This is a genomic window from Exiguobacterium sp. s46 (genome assembly GCF_018618875.1).
Classification (GTDB): domain Bacteria; phylum Bacillota; class Bacilli; order Exiguobacteriales; family Exiguobacteriaceae; genus Exiguobacterium_A; species Exiguobacterium_A abrahamii.
The window spans coordinates 256,544-276,659 of sequence record NZ_JACSMY010000002.1 but is presented as its reverse complement, the minus strand read 5'-3'; the positions used below and the strand labels follow the sequence as shown (position 1 = coordinate 276,659).

Sequence of the window (20,116 nt, the reverse complement as noted above, 5' to 3'; positions counted from 1 at the left end):
GGATTCGTTGTAGTGAAGGGGGATCACGATGAAGCCAGGTTTAGCTGTCGGGGATACAGCAGAGATTCAAGCGGTCGTCTCGCAAGATATGTTTGCACGGTTTGAAGGTCAATTGGTTCATCCCGCATACTCGACCGTTTCGATGGTCTACCATATGGAATGGGCAGCACGTCAACTCATCCTGCCTTACTTAGAGGCAGACGAAGAAGGTGTCGGGGGTGCGGTTTCGTTGAAGCATCTTGGCATGGCAGCTGAAGGCGCACGATTGATCGTGACCGCTACAGTAACACGCGTCACAGCACGTCGCGTTGACGCTGACATTGAAGTCCGAGACGGACAATCGATCATTGGAATAGGAGAAGTGACACAATTCATTTTAGAAAAAAGCCGGATTCAAGAAAAATTGCAAGTGAATGCTCCAACAAAATGAAAGCGCTTACTTATATTTGATAGAGGAGGACTCTACTATGAACATGTTAAACCCATCTACGAATCCAACGCTCTCGATCATGGAAAAAATCGCGGGTCACGAACAAGTCGTCTTTTGCAACGACCCTGTATCAGGGTTACAAGCGATCATCGCCATCCACGATACGACGCTCGGTCCCGCTCTCGGTGGTTGCCGCATGGCGCCTTACGCTTCTGTCGATGAAGCACTTGACGATGTCCTCCGCCTGTCGCGTGGCATGACGTATAAATGCGCTGCCGCTGATGTTGATTTTGGTGGTGGTAAAGCCGTCATCATCGGTAATCCGGCAACAGATAAATCACCAGAGCTTTTTCGTGCCTTCGGTCGCTTCGTCGATTCGCTCGGCGGACGTTTTTACACCGGAACCGACATGGGTACGACGATGGATGACTTCGTTCATGCTAGTCGGGAGACGTCACGGATCGTCGGCATTCCGGAAGCCTTTGGCGGAAGTGGCGATTCATCGATCCCGACGGCTGAAGGTGTCGTCTATGGACTCCGGGCGACAATCGAGACGTTATTCGGTTCGGACGACTTAAGTCGCGCGACTTATGCGATTCAAGGACTTGGAAAGGTCGGCTTCAAGGTCGCCGAACAACTGTTACTCGCCGGTGCGACGATTTATGTTTCAGACGTCAACGAAGCAGCGCTCGCAGCAATCGTGACCCAAGCCGAAATGGCACCTGGCACGGTTCGCGTCGTCTCGCCTCACGAAATCCATCTAACAGACGCTGATATTTTCGTTCCATGTGCATATGGCGGTGTCATTCATACTCAAAACATCGCCCTCTTACCGTGCAAAGCCATCTGCGGTTCGGCGAACAATCAGCTTGCAGATGAACAGCTCGCTCACGTCTTGATGGATCGCGGCATCTTGTATGCACCAGACTATATCGTCAACGGTGGTGGATTGATCCAAGTCGCTGACGAACTGTACGGAGCAAATCACGAACGGGTCCTCCTGAAGACGCGTCACATCTATGACGCCGTGCTCGAAGTCTTCAAGGAGTCGCAAGCAGAAAACATCACAACGGTCGAAGCCGCGAACCGGATGTGTGAAAAACGGATGCAGATCCGGGCAAAACACAACAACATCTTTACGAATACGACAAAACCAAAATGGGATATCCGTAACCACTGAAGGAGGGACTGACATGGAGCAACATTTTCCGATTCAACGCATCATCGATGAAGAAGGTCGTATCATCGACGCCTCAAAAGAACACGATTTGACGAAAGAGCTCGCCCTCACCCTGTATGAACAGATGCACCGGATCCGGACGTTCGACCGGAAGGCGATCAACTTACAACGTCAAGGGCGCCTCGGCACTTATGCACCGTTCGAAGGACAAGAGGCGGCGCAAGTCGGTAGTGCACTGGCGTTGTCAGAGCAGGACTGGTTATTCCCGACGTACCGAGATCACGGTGCGACGTTGACGTTCGGTGCCGACATGGTGCGGACGCTTCTCTACTGGAACGGTCGTGTCGAAGGTTGCGTGCCATCTGAGAAACACATCTTCCCTCCTGCCGTACCGATTGCGACGCAAATTCCGCATGCCGTCGGTGCCGCGTGGGCGGAAAAACGAAAAGGTACGACGAACGTCGCGGTCGCCTACTTTGGTGACGGGGCGACGTCTGAAGGCGACTTCCACGAAGGGATGAACTTCGCGAGTGTCTTCCAAGCACCAGTCATTCTGTTCAACCAAAACAATCAATTCGCGATTTCTGTTCCGATCGAAAAACAGATGCATTCCGAAACGATCGCACAAAAAGCGATCGCCTACGGGATGCCAAGCGTCCGAATCGATGGGAACGATGCATTTGCCGTCTATTTCACGATGCAAGCAGCCGTTGCGCGTGCCCGTTCTGGCGGTGGACCAACATTGATTGAAGCCGTCACATGGCGATTTGGTGCGCATACGACAGCAGATGATCCAACGAAATACCGTGATCAAGCTCGCTCGCGTGACCGGGTCGATCCGCTCGATCGACTTGAACAGTTCTTAAAACATCAAGGCTACTTTGACGAAACCTGGATGCAACAGCTGCAGGAACAGCACCAGGCAGAAGTCGAAGCGGCAGTAACTGCGATGGAGCAATTCAAGGCACCAGACGTCAATGATCTGTTCGACCATACGTACGCGACCTTACCGGTTGATGTCCAGCAACAAAAAGAAGCGTATCTGCTAGCAAGGGGGAAATGAGATGGCAACACCAATCAATCGTCAAACAGAGATGACACTCGTTCAAGCTGTCACGGATGCCCTGCGGACAAAATTGTCGGAGGATGAGACAACCCTCGTCCTTGGAGAAGACGTCGGAAAAAACGGTGGTGTCTTCCGAGCGACGGACGGCTTACAGGAAGAGTTCGGGGAAGACCGGATCGTCGATACACCGCTCAGTGAAGCCGGCATCGTCGGTACGTCGATCGGTCTTGCCATCAATGGCTTTAAACCGATCGTCGAGATTCAATTTCTCGGCTTCATCTACCCTGCCTATGAACAAATCATGACGCACGTCTCCCGGATCCGGATGCGAACGATGGGACGGTACAGTGTGCCGATGGTCATCCGTGCGCCTTATGGTGCCGGCATCCGGGCCCCGGAAATCCATTCCGACAGCACAGAAGCGCTCTTTACATCGATGCCTGGTCTCAAGGTCGTCTGCCCGGCGACGCCATACGATGCAAAAGGGTTATTGATTGCTGCGATTGAAGATCCAGATCCCGTGTTGTTCCTTGAGTCGATGCGCAGTTACCGCTCATTCAAAGAAGTCGTACCGAGCGAATCGTATACCGTTGAAATCGGAAAAGCGCGCTGCGTCAGCGAAGGGACGGACGTGACGTTGATCGCCTGGGGAGCAATGGTTCAAGTAGCCCAAAAGGCAGCAACGGCTGCTCAGGAACGCGGCATCACTTGCGAAGTCCTCGACTTACGAACGCTTTATCCGCTCGACCGGGAAACGATCGCTGCTTCCGTTCAAAAGACGGGTCGTGCCGTCATCGTTCATGAAGCCGCAGCAATGGGTGGTCTCGGTAATGATCTCGTGACGTTGATCAACGATACGGCGTTTCTTTATTTACGGGCACCGATTGCCCGCGTGACCGGTTTTGATGTTCCGGTTCCACTGTTCGCCCTAGAAGACCATTACATTCCGACGCCAGAACGTGTCCTTGCGACGATTCAGCGTACGGTCGAGTTTTAAGGAGCTGAATGCCATGATCGAAGTTAAATTGCATGATGTCGGTGAAGGAATGACAGAAGGTGAAATCGCCCATTATCTCGTTCAAGTCGGAGACCATGTCACGACGGATCAACCGGTCGTCGAAGTCGCGACCGATAAGATGGTCGCCGAACTACCGGCTCCCGTCTCCGGAATCGTCAAGGAAATCATCATCCCGGTCGGTCAGACAGTGCAAGTCGGTACGACGTTATTGCACATCGAAGCAAGTAACGCTTCCGACATGCCAGTCGCGGTAACACCTGAAGCGTCGCCCGCTCCTGAACCAGCATCGGTTGCTGTCACCGCCCCACCTGTTCAAGTTTCTCCAGCAAAACGGGTCCTTGCGACACCATATACACGAAAAATCGCTCGTGATCACGGGATTGATATCGAAACTGTCACGGCTTCCGATCCATCAGGTCGCGTCTCGGAGGACGATGTGCTTCGCTTCGTCCAGACTGCTACTGCTCCACAAGAATCAGTTGCGCCGATTATTGAAGAGGTCACGTACCAAGAGACCTCACCGGAAACGATTCCGTTCCGCGGCATTCGCAAGCAAATCGCGAAAAAAATGACCCAGTCGCTGTACACGATTCCCCATGTCACTCACTTCGAAGAAGTCGATATGACGCGTTTGCTTGCACTACGTGCCGAATGGAAAACAGCTGGACGAAACATCAACATCAACGCCTTCTTCATTAAAGCCTTGATTGTTGCCTTAAAAGAGTATCCTGTCTTTCATGCCAAACTCGATGAAGCAAATGCATGTATTCGATTAGAGCAGGATTTCCACTTTGGCATGGCAACCGAAACACCGGACGGGTTGATGGTTCCGGTCATCCGTCATGCCGATCAGCTCTCACTGACGGAACTGCATGAACAATTGGTCGCGTTGCAACAACGTGCTCAAAACGGTGCCTTGCGCGCAGCGGACTTAAAACCAAGCACTTTTACGATGAGTAATGTCGGTCCGCTCGGCAGTACGGGAGCAACACCAATCATCAACTATCCGGAGACAGCACTGATTGCTTTCCATAAGACGAAAAAACGAGCCTGTGTCGATGAGAATGATCAAATCGTCGTTCGCTCGATGATGAATTTGTCGATGTCGTTCGATCATCGTGTCGCGGACGGGGCAACGGCTGTTGCCTTTACGAACCGATTCGTGTCACTGATTGAACATCCGACTACCCTACTTTTGGAGTTGATCTAACATGGTTGTTGGCGAACTTACACAAGAACGGGATCTTCTGATCATCGGTGGAGGTCCCGCAGGTTATACGGCAGCGATCCGTGCTGCACAAGGCGGTCGAAACGTTACATTGATTGAACAAGCTGAACTCGGTGGACTTTGTCTGAACCGAGGCTGTATCCCGTCCAAGGTCTATGCGCATGCGGCAGAAGAGATGTTACGCTTGCCGCATCTTGAAGACCTTGGATTCACCGCCCCTGCTGTCCATGATTTTAGTAAACTGAATGCTTACCGGAATCGTGTCGTGCAACAATTACGTCAAGGAGTGGTCGCCCTCTGTCAGGCGAATCAGATTGAGCATATCTCTGGTGCAGCCTCCTTCCTGTCAGAGGACCGGATCGGCGTCGAGTCGGGACATCAGTTCGATACGTACCGGTTTCAAGACGTTATCATTGCGACCGGTAGTCACAGCATCCAGCACGAGGAATCGTGCCGCTTGAATGCCGAACAGCTTTATCAACTCGAGCAACTACCAGAGAGCTTATTGATCATTGGATCTGACACGCTAGCACTCGAAGCGGCCGCCTGTTTCCATGCACTTGGGACAGAGGTGACGTTGTTCGCGGATCAATTGTCACTCGAACCAAGCCTTGAAAAGGAACTGAAGCGGACATTCAAAAAACAAAAAATCCGTCTCGTGTCGGATGTCGTAACACGTATCGAGGCTTCATCGGACGCGACCATCACCGTCATGAAAAACGGAGAAGAAGTCGCCTATCAGGGTGCCTATCTGTTCCAGTCCCTTTCCCGGATCCCGAACAGTTTGACACTCGGTCTCGAACGGATTGGTGTGACGCTTGCAGAAGACGGGACGATTCCAGTTGATGTAAATGGACGAACGAATCAACCGCATATTTACGCAATCGGTGATGTCACACCGGGTCCACAGCTCGCCATCCGTGCGATTCATGAAGCGAAGCGGACGGCAGCGCATCTGTCCGGTCAAGACGTCGATTCAACGACACCGTATTATCCGACGGTTCTACGGACCTTCCCACCGATCGCTTCGGTCGGGATGACAGAACAAGATGCAGTCGAAGCCGGACATGCTGTTCAGAGCGGACAATTCCCACTGAATGCAAACGGAGCGACGACGATCGAAGGTGGCAGTGGGTTCGTCAAGGTCATCGCTGACGAGCAGACATCACTGATCCTTGGTATTCACATGATCGGGGACGATGCTCATCGTCTCGTCGGACAATTCACACAAGCGCTGGAACTGACAGCAAAACGGGAGGATCTTCTCTTCCCTGTCATGGCCCATCCGAGTCGAAGCGAAGCCTTGACGGAATCGATGGAAGCCTTATTTGGTCAATCGATCCATCTTCCACCGCGGCAACAAGTCGGTTCGCGCGCGTAATCCAAAAGAGGTGCCTCTGCGTCAGAAGCACCTCTTTTGGATTCATCACTTCATTTCGTGTAGAAAGGAAAACATGTCATGGAACTGTACTTCACTCGTTTGCACTGGAATACGCATACGTTTCCGGTCGCTGCTACAGCAGATGGTCTCTGTTATGTCGGCGCTTGGGATGAACCGGAGGATTTATTCGACGACTGGTCGCGGAAACACTTCCCCCGAGCCGATCGGATTGCTTCTGATACCGCGCTTGCTCCATATACGGAGCAGCTACTAGCTTATCTAAATCAGCAGTCGACGACACTGTCCTTTCCAATCGCACCAGTCGGTACCCCGTTTCAACTTGAAGTCTGGAATGCTTTACGCGCGGTACCGTACGGTCAAACCGCCACCTACTCCGATATCGCGGAACGTCTCTTCCGGCCGAACGCGACTCGCGCGATTGGCACGGCAATTGGGAAAAATCGATTACTGCTTGCGATTCCGTGTCACCGGATCATTGGCAAAAAAGGCGATCTGCTCGGCTATCATGGCGGTCTGAATATGAAGCGGACACTACTCGCGCTCGAGCAACGCCTCTGATTCTCGTCCCTCTTCGCTGAACGATAGAGCGAACAGAATCCCGAACGGGTCGCGGACTTGCGCATACCAACCTCCAAAGTCTGCTACCGCAAGGGGTGTGACGATTTGACCGTCTGTCGTTAATCGCAGATACACTTGCTCGAGCTCTTCAAGCGACGTAAAAGTCAATAACAGATGGAGCGAAGAAGAGGTATTCGGTGCGTCACCCTCGTCCCAGAGCATCAATTCAAACGCGCCATTGGATAAATGTGCGTGATAGACCGTATCTCCTGCTTCATCCATTATGATACGCCGACGTGTCATCGCAAATACGTTTTCGTAGTACACGATCGCCTGCTTGGCTTGTCCCGCAAAAACGAGACAAGGAGTAGCGGCATACTGCATGGAAAGCCCTCCTTTCATTATGCTTTAGTATCACCTTTCGCACTTTTCTTCCCGATTTCCTTCTATACACAAAAAGCCCTACTCTCCTGTCCAAGCAGACACGGAAAGTGGGGCTTTTTCTTCGAATCCATCAAGACACTACGCCAAAGCGATAAGCTGTTTTCCAGTGATAGGTCTCACCGGGTGACAACAAGATTGATGGAAAATCAGATTCATGGACTGCATTCGGATGCACTTGCGTTTCAAGGCATAAACCAAGTGATGGTCGAGCAGGAACACCATGAACCGTATAATCGGTCAGCAGTTGCGTTCCGGTATAGAGCACGACCGCCGGCTGATTCGTCGTGACGTCGACGAAACGACCGGACACCGGATCTGCGAGTCGTAGTGTGTCATCCCGTAACACGAAGGGATGATCGTAGCCGTCTCCAACAGCAATCGTCTCGGGGTGCTCCAGCGCAATCCCGTCACGAATCGACTGACCGTTCCGGAAATCGAACGGGGTTCCGGAGACGTCCCGTTGTTCCCCTGTCGGTAAGCCGTCTGGCTGGACCGGTAAATAGCAGTCGCTTGGTAACGTCAAGACGTGATCTAACACATCCCGCTTCGCATCTCCCGATAAGTTGAAGTACGTATGATTCGTCAGATTGAGTGGTGTCGTCTGATCCGTCACGGCCGTCATCTCAAGCGTCAGTGTCGTTCCCTCTAATCGATAATGCACGTCGAGTGTGACCGTTCCCGGATAACCTTCTTCTCCATCCGGACTGTTCAAGCGCAAATGGAACAATGTATCCGTCGCTTCGATGACATCGAACCATGCTTGATCGAATCCGTGAATCCCACCATGCAGATGATTCGCACCGTCGTTTGCGACGAGCGGATAAACCTCTCCCGCTACTTCGAAGCGTGCTTGTCCGACTCGACCAGCGACGCGTCCGACGATTGCCCCGAAGTAAGGCGAGTGCTGTTGATAATCGTTCACCGTCTCAAGACCGAGGACGACACTTTCTAAATGACCATCCCGATCGGTCGTCCGGATATCTTGGATGATGCCGCCGTAGTTCCAGAGTGTCACTTCGATGCCTTCCTGGCGTAACGTATGTCGGATCAACTCTTTCTCAAGTAGTTGTGTCATCGTTGTTCCTCCACCGGTTGGCGCGTCACGAGTTGAACGAATCGCCCGAACGCCGCCTGACCTTCTTCCGTCTGTTTAAAGACGCCACAGTCTTCGAGACCACGTACGAATTTCGCAGCAACCGCTTGCTCGACGTACATCGTGACATCTTGACCGTCATATGCTTGTTTTAGTTCTTGCGCCCAGTCAGCATGAGCGACAGCTACTTCGTCGACTTCACCTGTGATGAACTGTTCGACCTGTTGCAACTCTTGGAGCAGGCGTGCCGGTAAGACCGCCAGTCCCATCACTTCGATCAAACCGATATTTTCCCGCTTGATGTGGTGAATATCGGCATGCGTATGGAAAATACCGTCCGGATGTTCTGCTGACGTCCGGTTGTTCCGTAAGACGAGATCGAGCTCGAATTGTCCATCACGTTGACGGGCGATCGGCGTCACCGTATTGTGTCGCGTCTCACCGGTATGTGAACGGATCTCTTGGCTCTCATCCGTATACGTCAACCACGTCTCATAGACGGTCGTCGCAGCATCGAGTAGTGCCGACGCATCTTCACTCTTCAGACGCAACACACTCAGTGGCCAGTGTAAGGTTTCGCCAGTGACTGTCGGCTGATCCGGGAACGTAAAGGATGTTAAAGCGTTTGCCCGGTCCATCGCAAACGTATAGCGACCGCCCTGATAATGATCATGCGTCAGGATTGATCCGCCGACGATCGGCAGGTCCGCATTCGAACCAGCAAAGTAATGTGGGAACTGCTCGACGAAGGCTAGCAGACGTGCAAACGCATCCCGATTGATGACCATGTCACGATGTTCCTGTGACAGAATGATGCTATGTTCGTTGTAATAGACGTACGGTGAGTATTGTAATGCCCACGGTTCTTCCAGCAGTGTCAGTGGAACGATTCGGTGATTTGCTCGGGCTGGATGATTCGCACGGCCCGCGTAACCGACGTTTTCGACGCACAACAGACAGGTCGGATAGTTCGACGTCGTCGGTACCTCCGTCCGAGCTGCTGCGATTTCACGTGGATCTTTTTCCGGCTTCGATAAGTTGATCGTGACATCGATCGTCCCATAAGCCGTCTCTGCTTGATAACGTTTATTTTTAGCAATCCGTTTCGTTTGAATATAGTTACTTGCTTGACTGAGCTGATAAAAATAATCCGTCGCCGCTATCGGTGATTCAGCGTACAGACGACGGAATGCCGCTGTCACGTCAGACGGACGAGCGACGAAGATATCCATCACATCTGCTGCGAACTGCTCTTTGTCTTCAAGACGCGCCGGCAACTGCCCACTTACGATCAACACTTCAATCATGTCATCCAAGATATCTGGAATCGGGCGAGATGGTACGTCTGCCTGTTCTTCAAAATCGGCTTGACCGACCCGCGCTAGAATCCGGTTCCGGGCGTAGATCGCATCTTCCGGTTCAATCAAGCGTTCCTGGATTGCTTGCGCTACTAACTGTTGGATGAGTTCATTCATCGCCGTCACTCTCCTCATTCTGTCTCTCTTTAACGAACGCTCGTCCGGTACCCTTCTGGATTGTGCGCATGCCAATTCCAAGCATCACGGATGATCGTTTCGATGTCGGTGCGTTGTGGTGTCCAGCCGAGAACTTCTTTTGCTTTGGCGGATCCGGCGATTAAGATACTCGGATCCCCTGCACGACGTTCAATGATGCGTTCCGGAATCGGGTGTCCCGTTACGCGACGGGCTGCTTCGATGATTTCTCGCACGGAAAACCCTTGGCTTGAACCGAGGTTAAAGACTGCGCTGTCGTTGCCGTCCGCTAAATAATCGAGTGCTCGTACATGGGCATCAATCAAGTCTTCAACATGGATGTAATCGCGAATGCACGTGCCATCCGGCGTTGGATAATCATCGCCATAGATCGAAATTTCTGCCCGTTGTCGGTTGGCTACTTCAAGGACGAGCGGAATCAAATGTGTTTCTGGTGTATGGTCTTCTCCGATTTCACCTGTTGCCCGTGCACCGGCGACATTGAAGTAGCGTAACGCGACGTAACGTAAGCCATACGCTTGTGCAGACCATCGCATCATCTTCTCCATCATCAACTTCGTCTCGCCATACGCATTCGTCGGACGCGTTTCCGCTGTTTCGAGAATCGGCATCTGTTCCTGTTCACCGTATGTCGCTGCCGTCGAAGAGAAAACGATCTGTTTGATGTCGTGCGCGATCATCGCTTCGAGCAACACTTGTGTCCCGTAAACGTTGTTATCAAAGTAGCGTAATGGTTCCGTCATCGACTCGCCAACGAGTGAAAAAGCAGCGAAATGAACGACTTGTTCAATCGTCTCTTCCGTAAAGACGCGATCGAGAAAAGCACGATCGCGTATATCTCCCTCATATAAACGTGCTTGCGGGTGAACCGCTTCACGATGACCGGACTGCAGATGGTCGATGACGACGACATCCTTTCCGGCATCAATCAATTGATAGACGGCATGGGAGCCGATATAACCAGCTCCACCTACGACTAACGTTGCCATTTAGATGACCTCCCGTTCGATTTCACGTGCTCCGTCACCGACCGTCGCCGTATAGAACGTCGCCGGGTATCCGATCCGTGCTTCATAGTGTTCGCCGACAGCTTGTTTGAACGCGTCGACTGCTTCGTCTTCAACGATCGCAATCGCACAGCCACCAAAACCAGCACCTGTCATCCGTGCGCCGAGCACGCCCGGTTGTTCCCAAGCGGCTTCGACGAGTGTATCGAGTTCAATCCCTGTCACTTCATAATCTTCCCGTAACGAGACGTGTGACGCGTTCATCAACTGACCGAACGTCGTCAGTTCTCCCGCTTCAAGTGCTGCTAGTGCCTGAAGTGTTCGTTCATTCTCTGAAATCGCATGGCGTGCGCGACGCATCAAACGTTCGTCTTCCCATGCGACTTTTGCGAATTCTGACGTCGTCCATTGTCCGAGTGCTTCCCGTGGCGTGAATTGATTGAGATAAGCGAGTGCTGTCTCGCATTCCGCCCGGCGCTCATTGTATTTCGAATCCGCCAGTTCACGGCGTTTGTTCGTATTCATGATGATGATCGTATACCCCGTCAAATCGAGTGGGGCATACGTATAATCGAGCGTCTCACAATCGAGCAACAAGCCCGCTCCCGCTTTTCCCATGCCGATCGCAAATTGATCCATGATACCACTGTTGACGCCAATATAACGGTTTTCGACTTGTTGACCAAAGCGGACGAGATCAAGACGCGGAATCTCTAATCCGTATAATCGGTCGAGCAAGACACCGACGACGAGTTCAAGCGAAGCCGATGACGAAAGACCAGCCCCGTTCGGGATATCACCTTGAATCAGGATGTCGCATCCTGTATCGATCCGGTATCCTGCTTCTTGTAAAACTGTAATCATACCTTTCGCGTAGTTCGCCCAACCGTGCATCGCGTCATACGCGAGTTCGTCGAGCGTGACTTCGATGATGCCATCCTGCTCGAAATTCAACGAGTAGAAGCGGAAGCGTTGATCGTCTCGTTTTCGTGCGATCGCATGTGTACCGAACGTCAACGCGCACGGAAAGACGTGACCACCATTGTAATCCGTATGCTCGCCGATTAAATTGATCCGTCCTGGTGCAAAGAAGCGATGCGTCGACGGTGAGCCAAACCGCTGTTCAAATTGTGCTTCTAACGTCTGGTCTGTCATACGATCGTCTCCTTTGATTCGAGTAGTGAGAGCGCACGGTGGACTGGCTGAATCCGCAAGCAGCGGGCTTCATAGTCCGTCGTGTATGAGAATGTTAAGCCTTGTTGCATCAAATAAGCGCCGCTTAACGTCCGGTCCTCGACTTGATAACGCATTGCTGGGTCGAGTCCTTTTAGCTTGAAGTGATACTGATGTGCTCCGTATTGTCGAAGTGGCGCGATCGCAAGTAGGACTATTTCTTCTTCTGATGTATACTGCATGACGCTTGGCGTCTGTTGTGTAAAAGCAGATAGGCGGTACTGGATGCCGCGTTGGATCGTCGGACGAATCGCTTGATATGTCTCGATCCAGCCTTTTGCTTCCGCAAGTTCATCCGTTGACCACTCGCTTAAGTTACCACCGATGCCGAGTGTGCCTTGCATCGAGGAGACGAAGCGTGTCGCAAGTGGTACGTTGCGTCCATTTAACCAGTTCGGTCCGTCCGTCACCCAACAGCTCATCATTTTCGCATTGTAGGCATACGAGAAGTCATGCTGAATTTGTAAGCGATCGAGTGGATCGGTGTTATCACTCGTCCAGACTTGTTCTGTCCGTGAGAGGATTCCAAGGTCGATCCGTCCGCCACCACCGGCACAGGCTTCGAAGTCGACCGTCGGATGCAAGCGACGCAATTCATCAAAGATCCGGTACAATGCATCGACGTGACGTTTCCACAGTTCTTGCTGTCGATCCGTCTGGTCTTTTGGAACGCCTGGTTCCGAGAAGGCACGGTTCATATCCCATTTGATGTAGTCAATCGCATGACGCGTCAGCAAATCATCCATCATCTCGAGAATGAATTGCTCGACTTCTGGTAATCCAAGGTTTAAGACGTATTGATTCCGAGATGTCGTCCGGACTGCATCGCGCGCATGGTAAATCCAGTCTGGATGCGACCGGTATAGATCAGAATCCGGATTGACCATCTCAGGTTCGACCCAAAGACCGAATTGTAACCCTTGTTGTTTCACATACGAGATCAAAGGCTCTAGACCGTTCGGGAATTTTTCCCGATTAACGTGCCAGTCCCCGAGTCCCGCTTGATCGGAATGGCGTTCACCGAACCAACCGTCATCGACGACGAACAGCTCACAACCGATTCCTGCTGCCAGATCAACGAGTTCACGTTGACCAGATTCCGTGACATCGAAATACGTCGCTTCCCATGAGTTATAAAGAACAGGACGATCGGTCGCACGTGGCATGATGACGTCACGCTGGAACGCATGCGCATGAGCGCTCATATCCGCGAAACCGTCCGCATAGCCGATGTAGAACGTTGGTGTCGTCAACTGTTGTTGATGTGATAGTTTCCAACTGAAGTCAAACGGATTCATGCCACCTGATAGTTGGACAAAACCGAACGCATCTTGTTCGACGTGAATCGCCCAGTTGCCGGAATAAGCAAAATGTCCGTAGACGACTTCACCGCTGTCTTCTGTCGCATCCTGTTCAAGTGCGAACCAAGGATTCGCTTGGTGACTTGTCACTCCACGTCGACTTTCAATCGTCTGGCGCCCTGGTGTCACTGGTGTGATCTGTTTCTTGAACTCACCTGTCCACATCCCAGCGAAATGATGCAGTTTTAAATTTGGTTGATGCCAGCGACCCATCGCAAAGGACTGGGCTGCTGTCAAACGAACAGGTAATCGTCCCGTGTTTTCGACGACGATCGAACGACCGATGATGTCATAATCAGCGAACACTTCGTACTGCACTCCGACACGCATCTCCTGCAAGGGATCAAACAGCCAGAGCGTCAATTTCGTTTCGGTCTGCTCGGAGCGTTCAAATTGGAACTGGTGAATCCGTTGTCCATCTTCTCGTTCCGATTTCAAAGTTGGCTCCGTGTACAACATCTCGCCGAATGGTACGAAATCGTACGTCGCGACGCCATCTGGTGATTCAAATGAACTGTGTGCGACGATCGGACTCGGTAATGCTTCATAATCATCTCGATATGGTAACTTGGCACCGAAATACGTGTGAATCAGCTTACCGTTCGCACCAATCGTGACGACGTGAGCGACCCGTTTACCTTCGATGACGAAACGACGTCCTGCTACTTCAAAGATTGCCATGGTTCTCTTCCTCCTTACGTCGTCAGAATCAGTGTCTCAAGTGGTGCGAGCTGGACCGTTCCACGATATGTCTCATCTTTTGTCAATGCTTTGTATGTTCCGTCTAACGTGACGTCCCGCGTTTCTTTCGTGTCATGGTTCATCAAGAAGAGGAAATCACGTTTTTCGCCGTGACGACGCACGATTTCGACTTGATCCGGCGCCTCGATCATCTCGATGCCGGCCTCAGTGAACGCTTGACGGTAAATCGTATCAATCATCGCGTCATCAATCGATGAGCCGATGTAGGTAATCATTCCTTTATAGGCATTGCGCGTCACAGCCGCTACACCCTCGTAGAACGTATCTTTATAAACAGCAAGCGTCTCTGCTGTCGTTGGTGTAATGAGGTCACACCAGAGGCGGGCTGTTGAGGATTGTCCTGCCATCTCGCCGATGCCTGTCACCTGATGTTGCTGAACGGATTGGAGTGACTCGTATTCGTCGATCTCGATGCCCGCATACGGCGCGAACTTACCTGGTAACGTCGTCGGTACGACATGGTTCCGTGCATCCTTGACGCCTGTCCGGTACGTGAAGATGACGTGACCGCCTTGTTCCATGTACGCGATCAAGGCATCATCGAACGTTGGATTCGTTAAGAAATAGAGTGGAACGATGATCAGTTTGTAACGAGAGAGATCATCACCCGGGAAGACGATGTCGGTTGCGACTTGCTGACGAACCGCTCCACCATAGAAGCGGACGAACTCCGTCCGGAAATCAAACGCATCACTGTGTGGCTGGTGTGTCCACGCCCAGACGTTTTCTTGATCGAAATAGACACCGACTTTCGCGTCATAACGGCTTGCGTTGATCTCATCGCCATACGTATTCAGTTCCGTCATGATTTGTTTGACTTCTTCGAATTTCCGTTTCGGTTTGCCATCATGATCGATGATGCCGTGACAGAACTCCTCTGTTCCGAAATGAGCAGCCCGGAAGCGGAAGTAGACGATTGCTTCTGCTCCCCGCGCGACCGCTTGGTACGTCCAGAGGCGAATATGTCCTGGTCGTGGCAAGTAACCGATTTTGCTCCAGCCTTGTGCGCCACTCAATTGCTCCATGACCCAGAACCCTTTTCCTTGCTTCGAAGAACGGCACAGATCATGATCGCTCGCCATCTTCTCGAACCGGTTCGGCTCCGGTAGTCCACCCCAGACTGGGTAGTTATCGAACGCCACGTAATCAAGGTCTTGCGCCATTTGTTGCTGATTGACCGCCATATCACTGTAAACTAAGTTATGCGTGATGAAGACGTTCTCTGGAATGTAGCGACGTAAGACATCAACTTGTAATTTGTTGTAGTACGTATAGCCGTCAGCACAGAAGCGATCGAAGTCGACGAGCAAGGATGGGTTGTGCTCCTGATAGACTTTACGCGGTACCGGGATTTGCTCCCACGCCGTGTACGTCTGACTCCAGAAGACGGTTCCCCACGCTTCGTTCAAAGCATCGAGCGTTCCGTAACGGTTCGCTAGCCAACGCTGAAAAGCAGCGCGGTCGACATCACCGTAAGAACGATCCGATTTCTCATGCCCGTATTCATTATCCGTTTGCCACCCGATGACACGAGGATGTTGACCGTATCGTTTCGCCATTTCTTCCGTGATCTTGACGGATAGACGCTGGTACGTTTCGCTGTGGACCGTATAATGGCGACGAGCACCAAAGCTGATCGTCACACCGTTCTCATCGACCGGTAAGATTTCTGGATACTTCGTACATAACCAAGCCGGTGGTGTCGCAGTTGGTGTCCCGAGTACGATATCGAATCCTTCCGCACTCAAGCGTTCGATGACGTCATCCCAAAAGCTGAAGTCATAGACGCCTTCTTCCGGCTCCATCATCGACCAAGCGAATTCCGCGAGACGAACGACGTTGACGCCAAGTTCCTTCATCAGTCGGAAGTCTTCCTCCCATAGTGCTCGTGGTGTTTGTTCTGGATAATAATCGACTCCTAAATACATTGTGCTCCCCCTTACGCAAAAACAATTATTTTACTGCACCCGCCGTCATTCCTTTTTGGAAGAAACGTTGGAAGAAGATATAGAAGATCATCGTCGGTAAACTGATCAAAACAAGTGACGCGTAGATTTTTCCTGGATCCCCACCGAGCGCATCTTTGAAGAAACTTGGTGCCATCGTCACTGTCTGATAGGCAGGATCCGTCATGAACGTAAGAACCATCAAGTATTCGTTCCATGAGTTAAGGAACGCATAGATTAAAGCTGTTGCGAGCGCTGGTTTTGCGAGTGGTAGCATGACTTTGAAGAAGACTTCAAGAATCGTCGCCCCATCGATATACGCCGCTTCCATCAGTTCGTTTGGTAGTTCATCAAAGTACCCTTTAATGAGCATCAGACCGAATGGTAAGAAGAAGGCGACTTCCGCTCCGATCAGTCCCCAGTGGTTGTTCAGTCCGTCAAACGAACGGAGCGTGAAGAACAATGGAACGATCATCGAAGCGACGGGTAACATCAGACCCGCTAAGACCATGTTGAACAAAAGGCGTTTTCCAGCAAACTCAAGTTTCGAGAAGGCGAACGCCGCGAATGCCAGAATCGTGATCGAGATGATGATCATGAAGAAGGCAACGAAGAAACTGTTGAAGACGAACGTTGGGAAGTTCGGGTTTTGTAATGTCGCGATATAGTTGTCGAATCCATTGATTCGGAGACTCTCTTTGAACATGACGAAAATCGGGAATAACCAGACGATTGATGCCAGCACCAATACAAGGTTGATCATCCAGCGGCTTTTTTTAGATTCTACATCCATGGGTCGTTCCTCCTTAGTTATCCATTTTCTTTTGTACGCGCAATTGGAAGTACGTGATGAGTAAGGCAATCGTCAACAGGATGATGGCAACAGCACTCGAGTAACCGACTTCCTGTTGCAACATCGATTTCCGGAATAGATAAGTCGAAATGAACTCCGTCGACGATCCCGGTCCGCCGGCTGTCGTGATCCAGACTAAGTCAAACGTCTTCAGACCACCGATGACACCGAGGATCGAAAGTGTGAACGTCGTTCCTTTCAAGTTCGGGAAGACGATGCTCCACAGTGTCCGGAAGAATCCAGCTCCATCGATTTTTGCTGCTTCGAAGATTTCCTTCTCAATCGTCAACATCGCCATGTAGTACATGACCATTGAAGAACCCGTCCACTGGAAGATGTTGATTGCAATGACGGAATAAAGCGCGATATCCGGGTCACCGAGCCAGTTCTGTTCGAGGCTACCGAGACCAATTGCACGGAGGAACTCATTGATGTAACCAAACTGGAAATCATAGATTTGTGAGAATGCCGCACCGAGTACGACAGGGCTCAAGACGACCGGGAAGAAGAAGACCGACTTCATCGCCGTCCGCATTGGTCCCGGTGTATGCAGGAAGTACGCCAAGACAAGACCGATACCGGCTTGGATCGTGACTGTTAAAATCGTGAAGATGAACGTATTCTTCAGCGAGAGATAGAAGTCTGGATCTTGGAACATCTCAGCATAGTTGTCGAGTCCGACGAACGCTTTGTCAAACGAGATTCCGTCCCACGAGAAGAACGAGTTATAGGCGTTATAGAAGATCCCATAATAGATGAAGCTGACGACGAACAAGACGATTGGGGCAACGAAAGCCCATCCGACCATGTTCCGCTTCATGTTCTTTTTCTTCCTTGGCGCAGGCGTACGTGTCGCTACCGGCTGGAGCGGTTCTGCTTTTGGTTTAATCGGCAATTCCTGTCGCTCTGTCTGCATATGGATTCCCCACTTTCCTCAAGTCCAAAAATCAGGAAGTGGCACGCAGGCGTACCACTTCACTGTCGAGTCTTATTTCGCTGATTGATCCGCTGCGTCTTGAACGCGTTGTAATGCTTCTTTCGGATCTTGTCCTGTCGCGATGTTTTGAAGTTCCTTACCGAGGATATCGTTTAATTTCGTATCCCGGATACCACGGCTAGCAACCGCTTTTGCTAATGTGTCGTTCAACATCTTGTACGACTCTTTTTCACCTTCCGATGTGAAGGCAGCATCTGAATCGACTTTGACGTCCTTGATTCCAGGTGCCATCTCGAACTCACCCATGTAGACTTCTTGTCCTTTTCCTTGGCTCATGAAGGCGATGAACTCCGCTGCACCTTCTTGTTGTTTTGACTCTTTGTTGACACCAAGTGCCATGTCGATCGATGCGATGACGGGTTGCTCTGTTCCGCCTGCTAAGTTCGGGAGTGGAACGAATCCGAGCTCATCATCGATTTTCCATTTTTCTTTTTTCTCTTTCGTCGTCATCGAGTGTGCTTCCCATGAACCGATGACCCACATCGCTGCTTTTTTATCGAAGAATTGGTTCATCCCGTCATTGTACGTCGCTAAACCAAGTGCACCTTCTTGGAAGACTTTATCCTTGAAGAGGTCTTGCCAGATTTGCGCTGTTTTGACCATCTCGTCGTCTGTCCACTTCGCTTCACCCGAAAGAACTTTTTGGATGTAACCTGGTGCCACTTGGTGACTGAGGACGTTGTAGACGTCGATATCGATCCACGCATCTTTTGCTCCGAGCATGAGTGGGATGACTTTATCGCCTGAGTCTTTGATCTTCTTGACTGCACTGACTGTTTCTTTGTAGTTCTTCGGTGGTGTCACGCCGTATTTGTCGAGCATCGTCTTGTTGTACATCAAGTACGCTTGACCTGTGAACCCGATTGGCACTGCATATTGTTTACCGTCGAGTGTCGTCTGTTCGATTCCAAGCTCGACGAACTTGTCTTTCCAGCCTTTGCCTGCTGCTTTATCCATGTACGAATCAACGGGTACGACACGATCCTTGTACTGTTGGATCATCGGTTCTTTTAGACCGATGATGTCTGGACCCTTACCTGACAACATCGCGACTTGTAATTGTTTTTCATAGTCTTCACTGTAGCGTTTGAATTGAACGACGTATTTGTCTTGCGATTCGTTGAACGCATCAACGACTGCTTTCCCCGCTTCTGGTTGTGGCGCCCAGCCCCACCATGTGACGATCGTCTTGCCGTCTTTCGTTTTCGTTTGTTGCTCGTCTTCGCCACCACAAGCAGCAAGGAATGCGGATAATGTTAGGACTGATGCTGCAGCAACGAGTTTCGTTTTTTTGAATTTCATGTAAGAGCTCCCCTTTTATGTGTAAGTAGTCAAGCGTATCGTCTAGCGTGTTCCCCTTCAATTTGTGCTTGTTTGCACCATTCTTCGATCACTTTCGTCTGAATCGGCATTCCCTGTAGCTGAATCAATACGCGGGCAATCAATCGAAGACGGTACGCCAGCGTATCAACGTCCGGTCGGACGAAGAGATATAACTCCCCACCGAGCGTCAAACAACCGGCAGAGCGCATGTGTTGCATGAGTGCGCGTAATTCAATGTATCCGCTCTCATTTTTTCGAATGTGTAGCTCGGATGAACGGATCGTCAGGACCCCTTGTACCGATGACATCCGGAATTGAAACACACCGTCACGTCGTGGTCGGACGAGCACGATATCCTGCTCGTCTGTCGGGACATCGCCTGGACCCTGTTCTGTCATCTGTTGCGTCGACCGATGAAAATAAAAACCGCGGATTGCTCCGTAACGCCCGAAAGCTTCACGGTACGAAACCCATGGATCGTATGGTTCCATTGCGCGATGCCTCCCTTTCCTGCTTCAGCTTGATTAGCCCCTGCTAACCTGCATCCACCTCCACTTAGTTGACCATGAACTTAGTAAATTAAATTTATTATCTAACTTTACATCGACTATAGCACATCACTTTTTAATTTGTAAACGGTTTCATTAAATTATTTTTGAATAACAAAACCGATTCCATCTCTTGCTGGTTCGCAAGACACG

18 protein-coding genes are annotated in these 20,116 nt (G+C 51.0%); 7 read left to right on the top strand and 11 right to left on the bottom strand.

From position 1 onward, the window contains the following. The first annotated feature begins 28 nt into the window (after positions 1 to 28). The 7 genes from KNQ08_RS12930 (at position 29) to KNQ08_RS12900 (ending at position 6,882) form a co-directional block, all read left to right on the top strand. Positions 29 to 430: a thioesterase family protein gene (locus KNQ08_RS12930; RefSeq protein WP_214806067.1), complete on the top strand. Its 402-nt coding sequence runs from the start codon at positions 29 to 31 to the stop codon at positions 428 to 430. A 37-nt stretch (positions 431 to 467) separates the two neighbouring features. Further along, complete coding sequence (locus tag KNQ08_RS12925; protein ID WP_214806065.1) at positions 468 to 1,610, top strand: Glu/Leu/Phe/Val family dehydrogenase; 1,143 nt, start codon at positions 468 to 470, stop codon at positions 1,608 to 1,610. A 13-nt stretch (positions 1,611 to 1,623) separates the two neighbouring features. Continuing rightward, entirely contained in the window at positions 1,624 to 2,673 is a 1,050-nt protein-coding gene (pdhA, locus tag KNQ08_RS12920) for a pyruvate dehydrogenase (acetyl-transferring) E1 component subunit alpha (protein ID WP_214806064.1), read from the top strand. A gap of 1 nt (position 2,674) precedes the next feature. Further along, positions 2,675 to 3,673, top strand: coding sequence for an alpha-ketoacid dehydrogenase subunit beta (locus tag KNQ08_RS12915; protein WP_214806063.1), 999 nt, complete (start codon positions 2,675 to 2,677; stop codon positions 3,671 to 3,673). Positions 3,674 to 3,686: 13 nt separating this feature from the next. Continuing rightward, entirely contained in the window at positions 3,687 to 4,904 is a 1,218-nt protein-coding gene (locus tag KNQ08_RS12910) for a dihydrolipoamide acetyltransferase family protein (RefSeq protein ID WP_214806062.1), read from the top strand. Position 4,905: 1 nt separating this feature from the next. Continuing rightward, complete coding sequence (locus KNQ08_RS12905) at positions 4,906 to 6,303, top strand: dihydrolipoyl dehydrogenase family protein (protein ID WP_214806061.1); 1,398 nt, start codon at positions 4,906 to 4,908, stop codon at positions 6,301 to 6,303. 78 nt (positions 6,304 to 6,381) lie between these two features. Further along, on the top strand, positions 6,382 to 6,882 hold the full coding sequence (locus KNQ08_RS12900) for a methylated-DNA--[protein]-cysteine S-methyltransferase (protein ID WP_064300599.1): 501 nt from the start codon (positions 6,382 to 6,384) through the stop codon (positions 6,880 to 6,882). Here KNQ08_RS12900 and KNQ08_RS12895 read toward each other — a convergent pair. The 11 genes from KNQ08_RS12895 to KNQ08_RS12845 form a co-directional block, all read right to left on the bottom strand. Continuing rightward, entirely contained in the window at positions 6,856 to 7,266 is a 411-nt protein-coding gene (locus tag KNQ08_RS12895; protein ID WP_214806060.1) for a VOC family protein, read from the bottom strand. The genes KNQ08_RS12900 and KNQ08_RS12895 overlap by 27 nt on opposite strands. A gap of 130 nt (positions 7,267 to 7,396) precedes the next feature. Then, on the bottom strand, positions 7,397 to 8,401 hold the full coding sequence (locus tag KNQ08_RS12890) for an aldose epimerase family protein (RefSeq protein WP_214806059.1): 1,005 nt from the start codon (positions 8,399 to 8,401) through the stop codon (positions 7,397 to 7,399). Beyond that, positions 8,398 to 9,894, bottom strand: coding sequence for a UDP-glucose--hexose-1-phosphate uridylyltransferase (locus tag KNQ08_RS12885; protein WP_064300596.1), 1,497 nt, complete (start codon positions 9,892 to 9,894; stop codon positions 8,398 to 8,400). Before KNQ08_RS12885 ends, KNQ08_RS12890 begins: the two co-directional genes overlap by 4 nt. A 29-nt stretch (positions 9,895 to 9,923) precedes the next feature. Beyond that, entirely contained in the window at positions 9,924 to 10,922 is a 999-nt protein-coding gene (gene galE, locus KNQ08_RS12880) for a UDP-glucose 4-epimerase GalE (protein WP_214725013.1), read from the bottom strand. Next, positions 10,923 to 12,095 carry a galactokinase gene (locus tag KNQ08_RS12875; protein ID WP_214806058.1) on the bottom strand — a complete coding sequence of 391 codons (1,173 nt, stop codon included), beginning with the start codon at positions 12,093 to 12,095 and terminating at the stop codon, positions 10,923 to 10,925. Next, the gene (locus tag KNQ08_RS12870; protein WP_214806057.1) at positions 12,092 to 14,215 is read right to left on the bottom strand and encodes an alpha-galactosidase; all 2,124 of its coding nucleotides are present in this window, start codon (positions 14,213 to 14,215) and stop codon (positions 12,092 to 12,094) included. Before KNQ08_RS12870 ends, KNQ08_RS12875 begins: the two co-directional genes overlap by 4 nt. Before the next feature lie 14 nt (positions 14,216 to 14,229). Further along, on the bottom strand, positions 14,230 to 16,224 hold the full coding sequence (locus tag KNQ08_RS12865) for a beta-galactosidase (RefSeq protein ID WP_149426751.1): 1,995 nt from the start codon (positions 16,222 to 16,224) through the stop codon (positions 14,230 to 14,232). Positions 16,225 to 16,249: 25 nt separating this feature from the next. Continuing rightward, positions 16,250 to 17,035: a carbohydrate ABC transporter permease gene (locus KNQ08_RS12860; RefSeq protein WP_023466970.1), complete on the bottom strand. Its 786-nt coding sequence runs from the start codon at positions 17,033 to 17,035 to the stop codon at positions 16,250 to 16,252. Between the two features lie 13 nt (positions 17,036 to 17,048). Continuing rightward, on the bottom strand, positions 17,049 to 18,011 hold the full coding sequence (locus KNQ08_RS12855; protein ID WP_029343340.1) for a carbohydrate ABC transporter permease: 963 nt from the start codon (positions 18,009 to 18,011) through the stop codon (positions 17,049 to 17,051). A 72-nt stretch (positions 18,012 to 18,083) separates the two neighbouring features. Then, positions 18,084 to 19,394, bottom strand: a complete 1,311-nt coding sequence (locus KNQ08_RS12850; protein WP_050678942.1) for an ABC transporter substrate-binding protein — start codon at positions 19,392 to 19,394, stop codon at positions 18,084 to 18,086. 29 nt (positions 19,395 to 19,423) lie between these two features. After that, on the bottom strand, positions 19,424 to 19,906 hold the full coding sequence (locus KNQ08_RS12845) for a hypothetical protein (protein ID WP_050678941.1): 483 nt from the start codon (positions 19,904 to 19,906) through the stop codon (positions 19,424 to 19,426). Between the last annotated feature and the right edge of the window lie 210 nt (positions 19,907 to 20,116).

Bases quoted from the DNA above. Each gene is read 5' to 3' on its own strand.
- KNQ08_RS12930 (WP_214806067.1), top strand. From the start codon at position 29: ATGAAGCCAGGTTTAGCTGTCGGGGATACAGCAGAGATTCAAGCGGTC.
- KNQ08_RS12925 (WP_214806065.1), top strand. From the start codon at position 468: ATGAACATGTTAAACCCATCTACGAATCCAACGCTCTCGATCATGGAA.
- pdhA (WP_214806064.1), top strand. From the start codon at position 1,624: ATGGAGCAACATTTTCCGATTCAACGCATCATCGATGAAGAAGGTCGT.
- KNQ08_RS12915 (WP_214806063.1), top strand. From the start codon at position 2,675: ATGGCAACACCAATCAATCGTCAAACAGAGATGACACTCGTTCAAGCT.
- KNQ08_RS12910 (WP_214806062.1), top strand. From the start codon at position 3,687: ATGATCGAAGTTAAATTGCATGATGTCGGTGAAGGAATGACAGAAGGT.
- KNQ08_RS12905 (WP_214806061.1), top strand. From the start codon at position 4,906: ATGGTTGTTGGCGAACTTACACAAGAACGGGATCTTCTGATCATCGGT.
- KNQ08_RS12900 (WP_064300599.1), top strand. From the start codon at position 6,382: ATGGAACTGTACTTCACTCGTTTGCACTGGAATACGCATACGTTTCCG.
- KNQ08_RS12895 (WP_214806060.1), bottom strand. From the start codon at position 7,266: ATGCAGTATGCCGCTACTCCTTGTCTCGTTTTTGCGGGACAAGCCAAG.
- KNQ08_RS12890 (WP_214806059.1), bottom strand. From the start codon at position 8,401: ATGACACAACTACTTGAGAAAGAGTTGATCCGACATACGTTACGCCAG.
- KNQ08_RS12885 (WP_064300596.1), bottom strand. From the start codon at position 9,894: ATGAATGAACTCATCCAACAGTTAGTAGCGCAAGCAATCCAGGAACGC.
- galE (WP_214725013.1), bottom strand. From the start codon at position 10,922: ATGGCAACGTTAGTCGTAGGTGGAGCTGGTTATATCGGCTCCCATGCC.
- KNQ08_RS12875 (WP_214806058.1), bottom strand. From the start codon at position 12,095: ATGACAGACCAGACGTTAGAAGCACAATTTGAACAGCGGTTTGGCTCA.
- KNQ08_RS12870 (WP_214806057.1), bottom strand. From the start codon at position 14,215: ATGGCAATCTTTGAAGTAGCAGGACGTCGTTTCGTCATCGAAGGTAAA.
- KNQ08_RS12865 (WP_149426751.1), bottom strand. From the start codon at position 16,224: ATGTATTTAGGAGTCGATTATTATCCAGAACAAACACCACGAGCACTA.
- KNQ08_RS12860 (WP_023466970.1), bottom strand. From the start codon at position 17,035: ATGGATGTAGAATCTAAAAAAAGCCGCTGGATGATCAACCTTGTATTG.
- KNQ08_RS12855 (WP_029343340.1), bottom strand. From the start codon at position 18,011: ATGCAGACAGAGCGACAGGAATTGCCGATTAAACCAAAAGCAGAACCG.
- KNQ08_RS12850 (WP_050678942.1), bottom strand. From the start codon at position 19,394: ATGAAATTCAAAAAAACGAAACTCGTTGCTGCAGCATCAGTCCTAACA.
- KNQ08_RS12845 (WP_050678941.1), bottom strand. From the start codon at position 19,906: ATGGAACCATACGATCCATGGGTTTCGTACCGTGAAGCTTTCGGGCGT.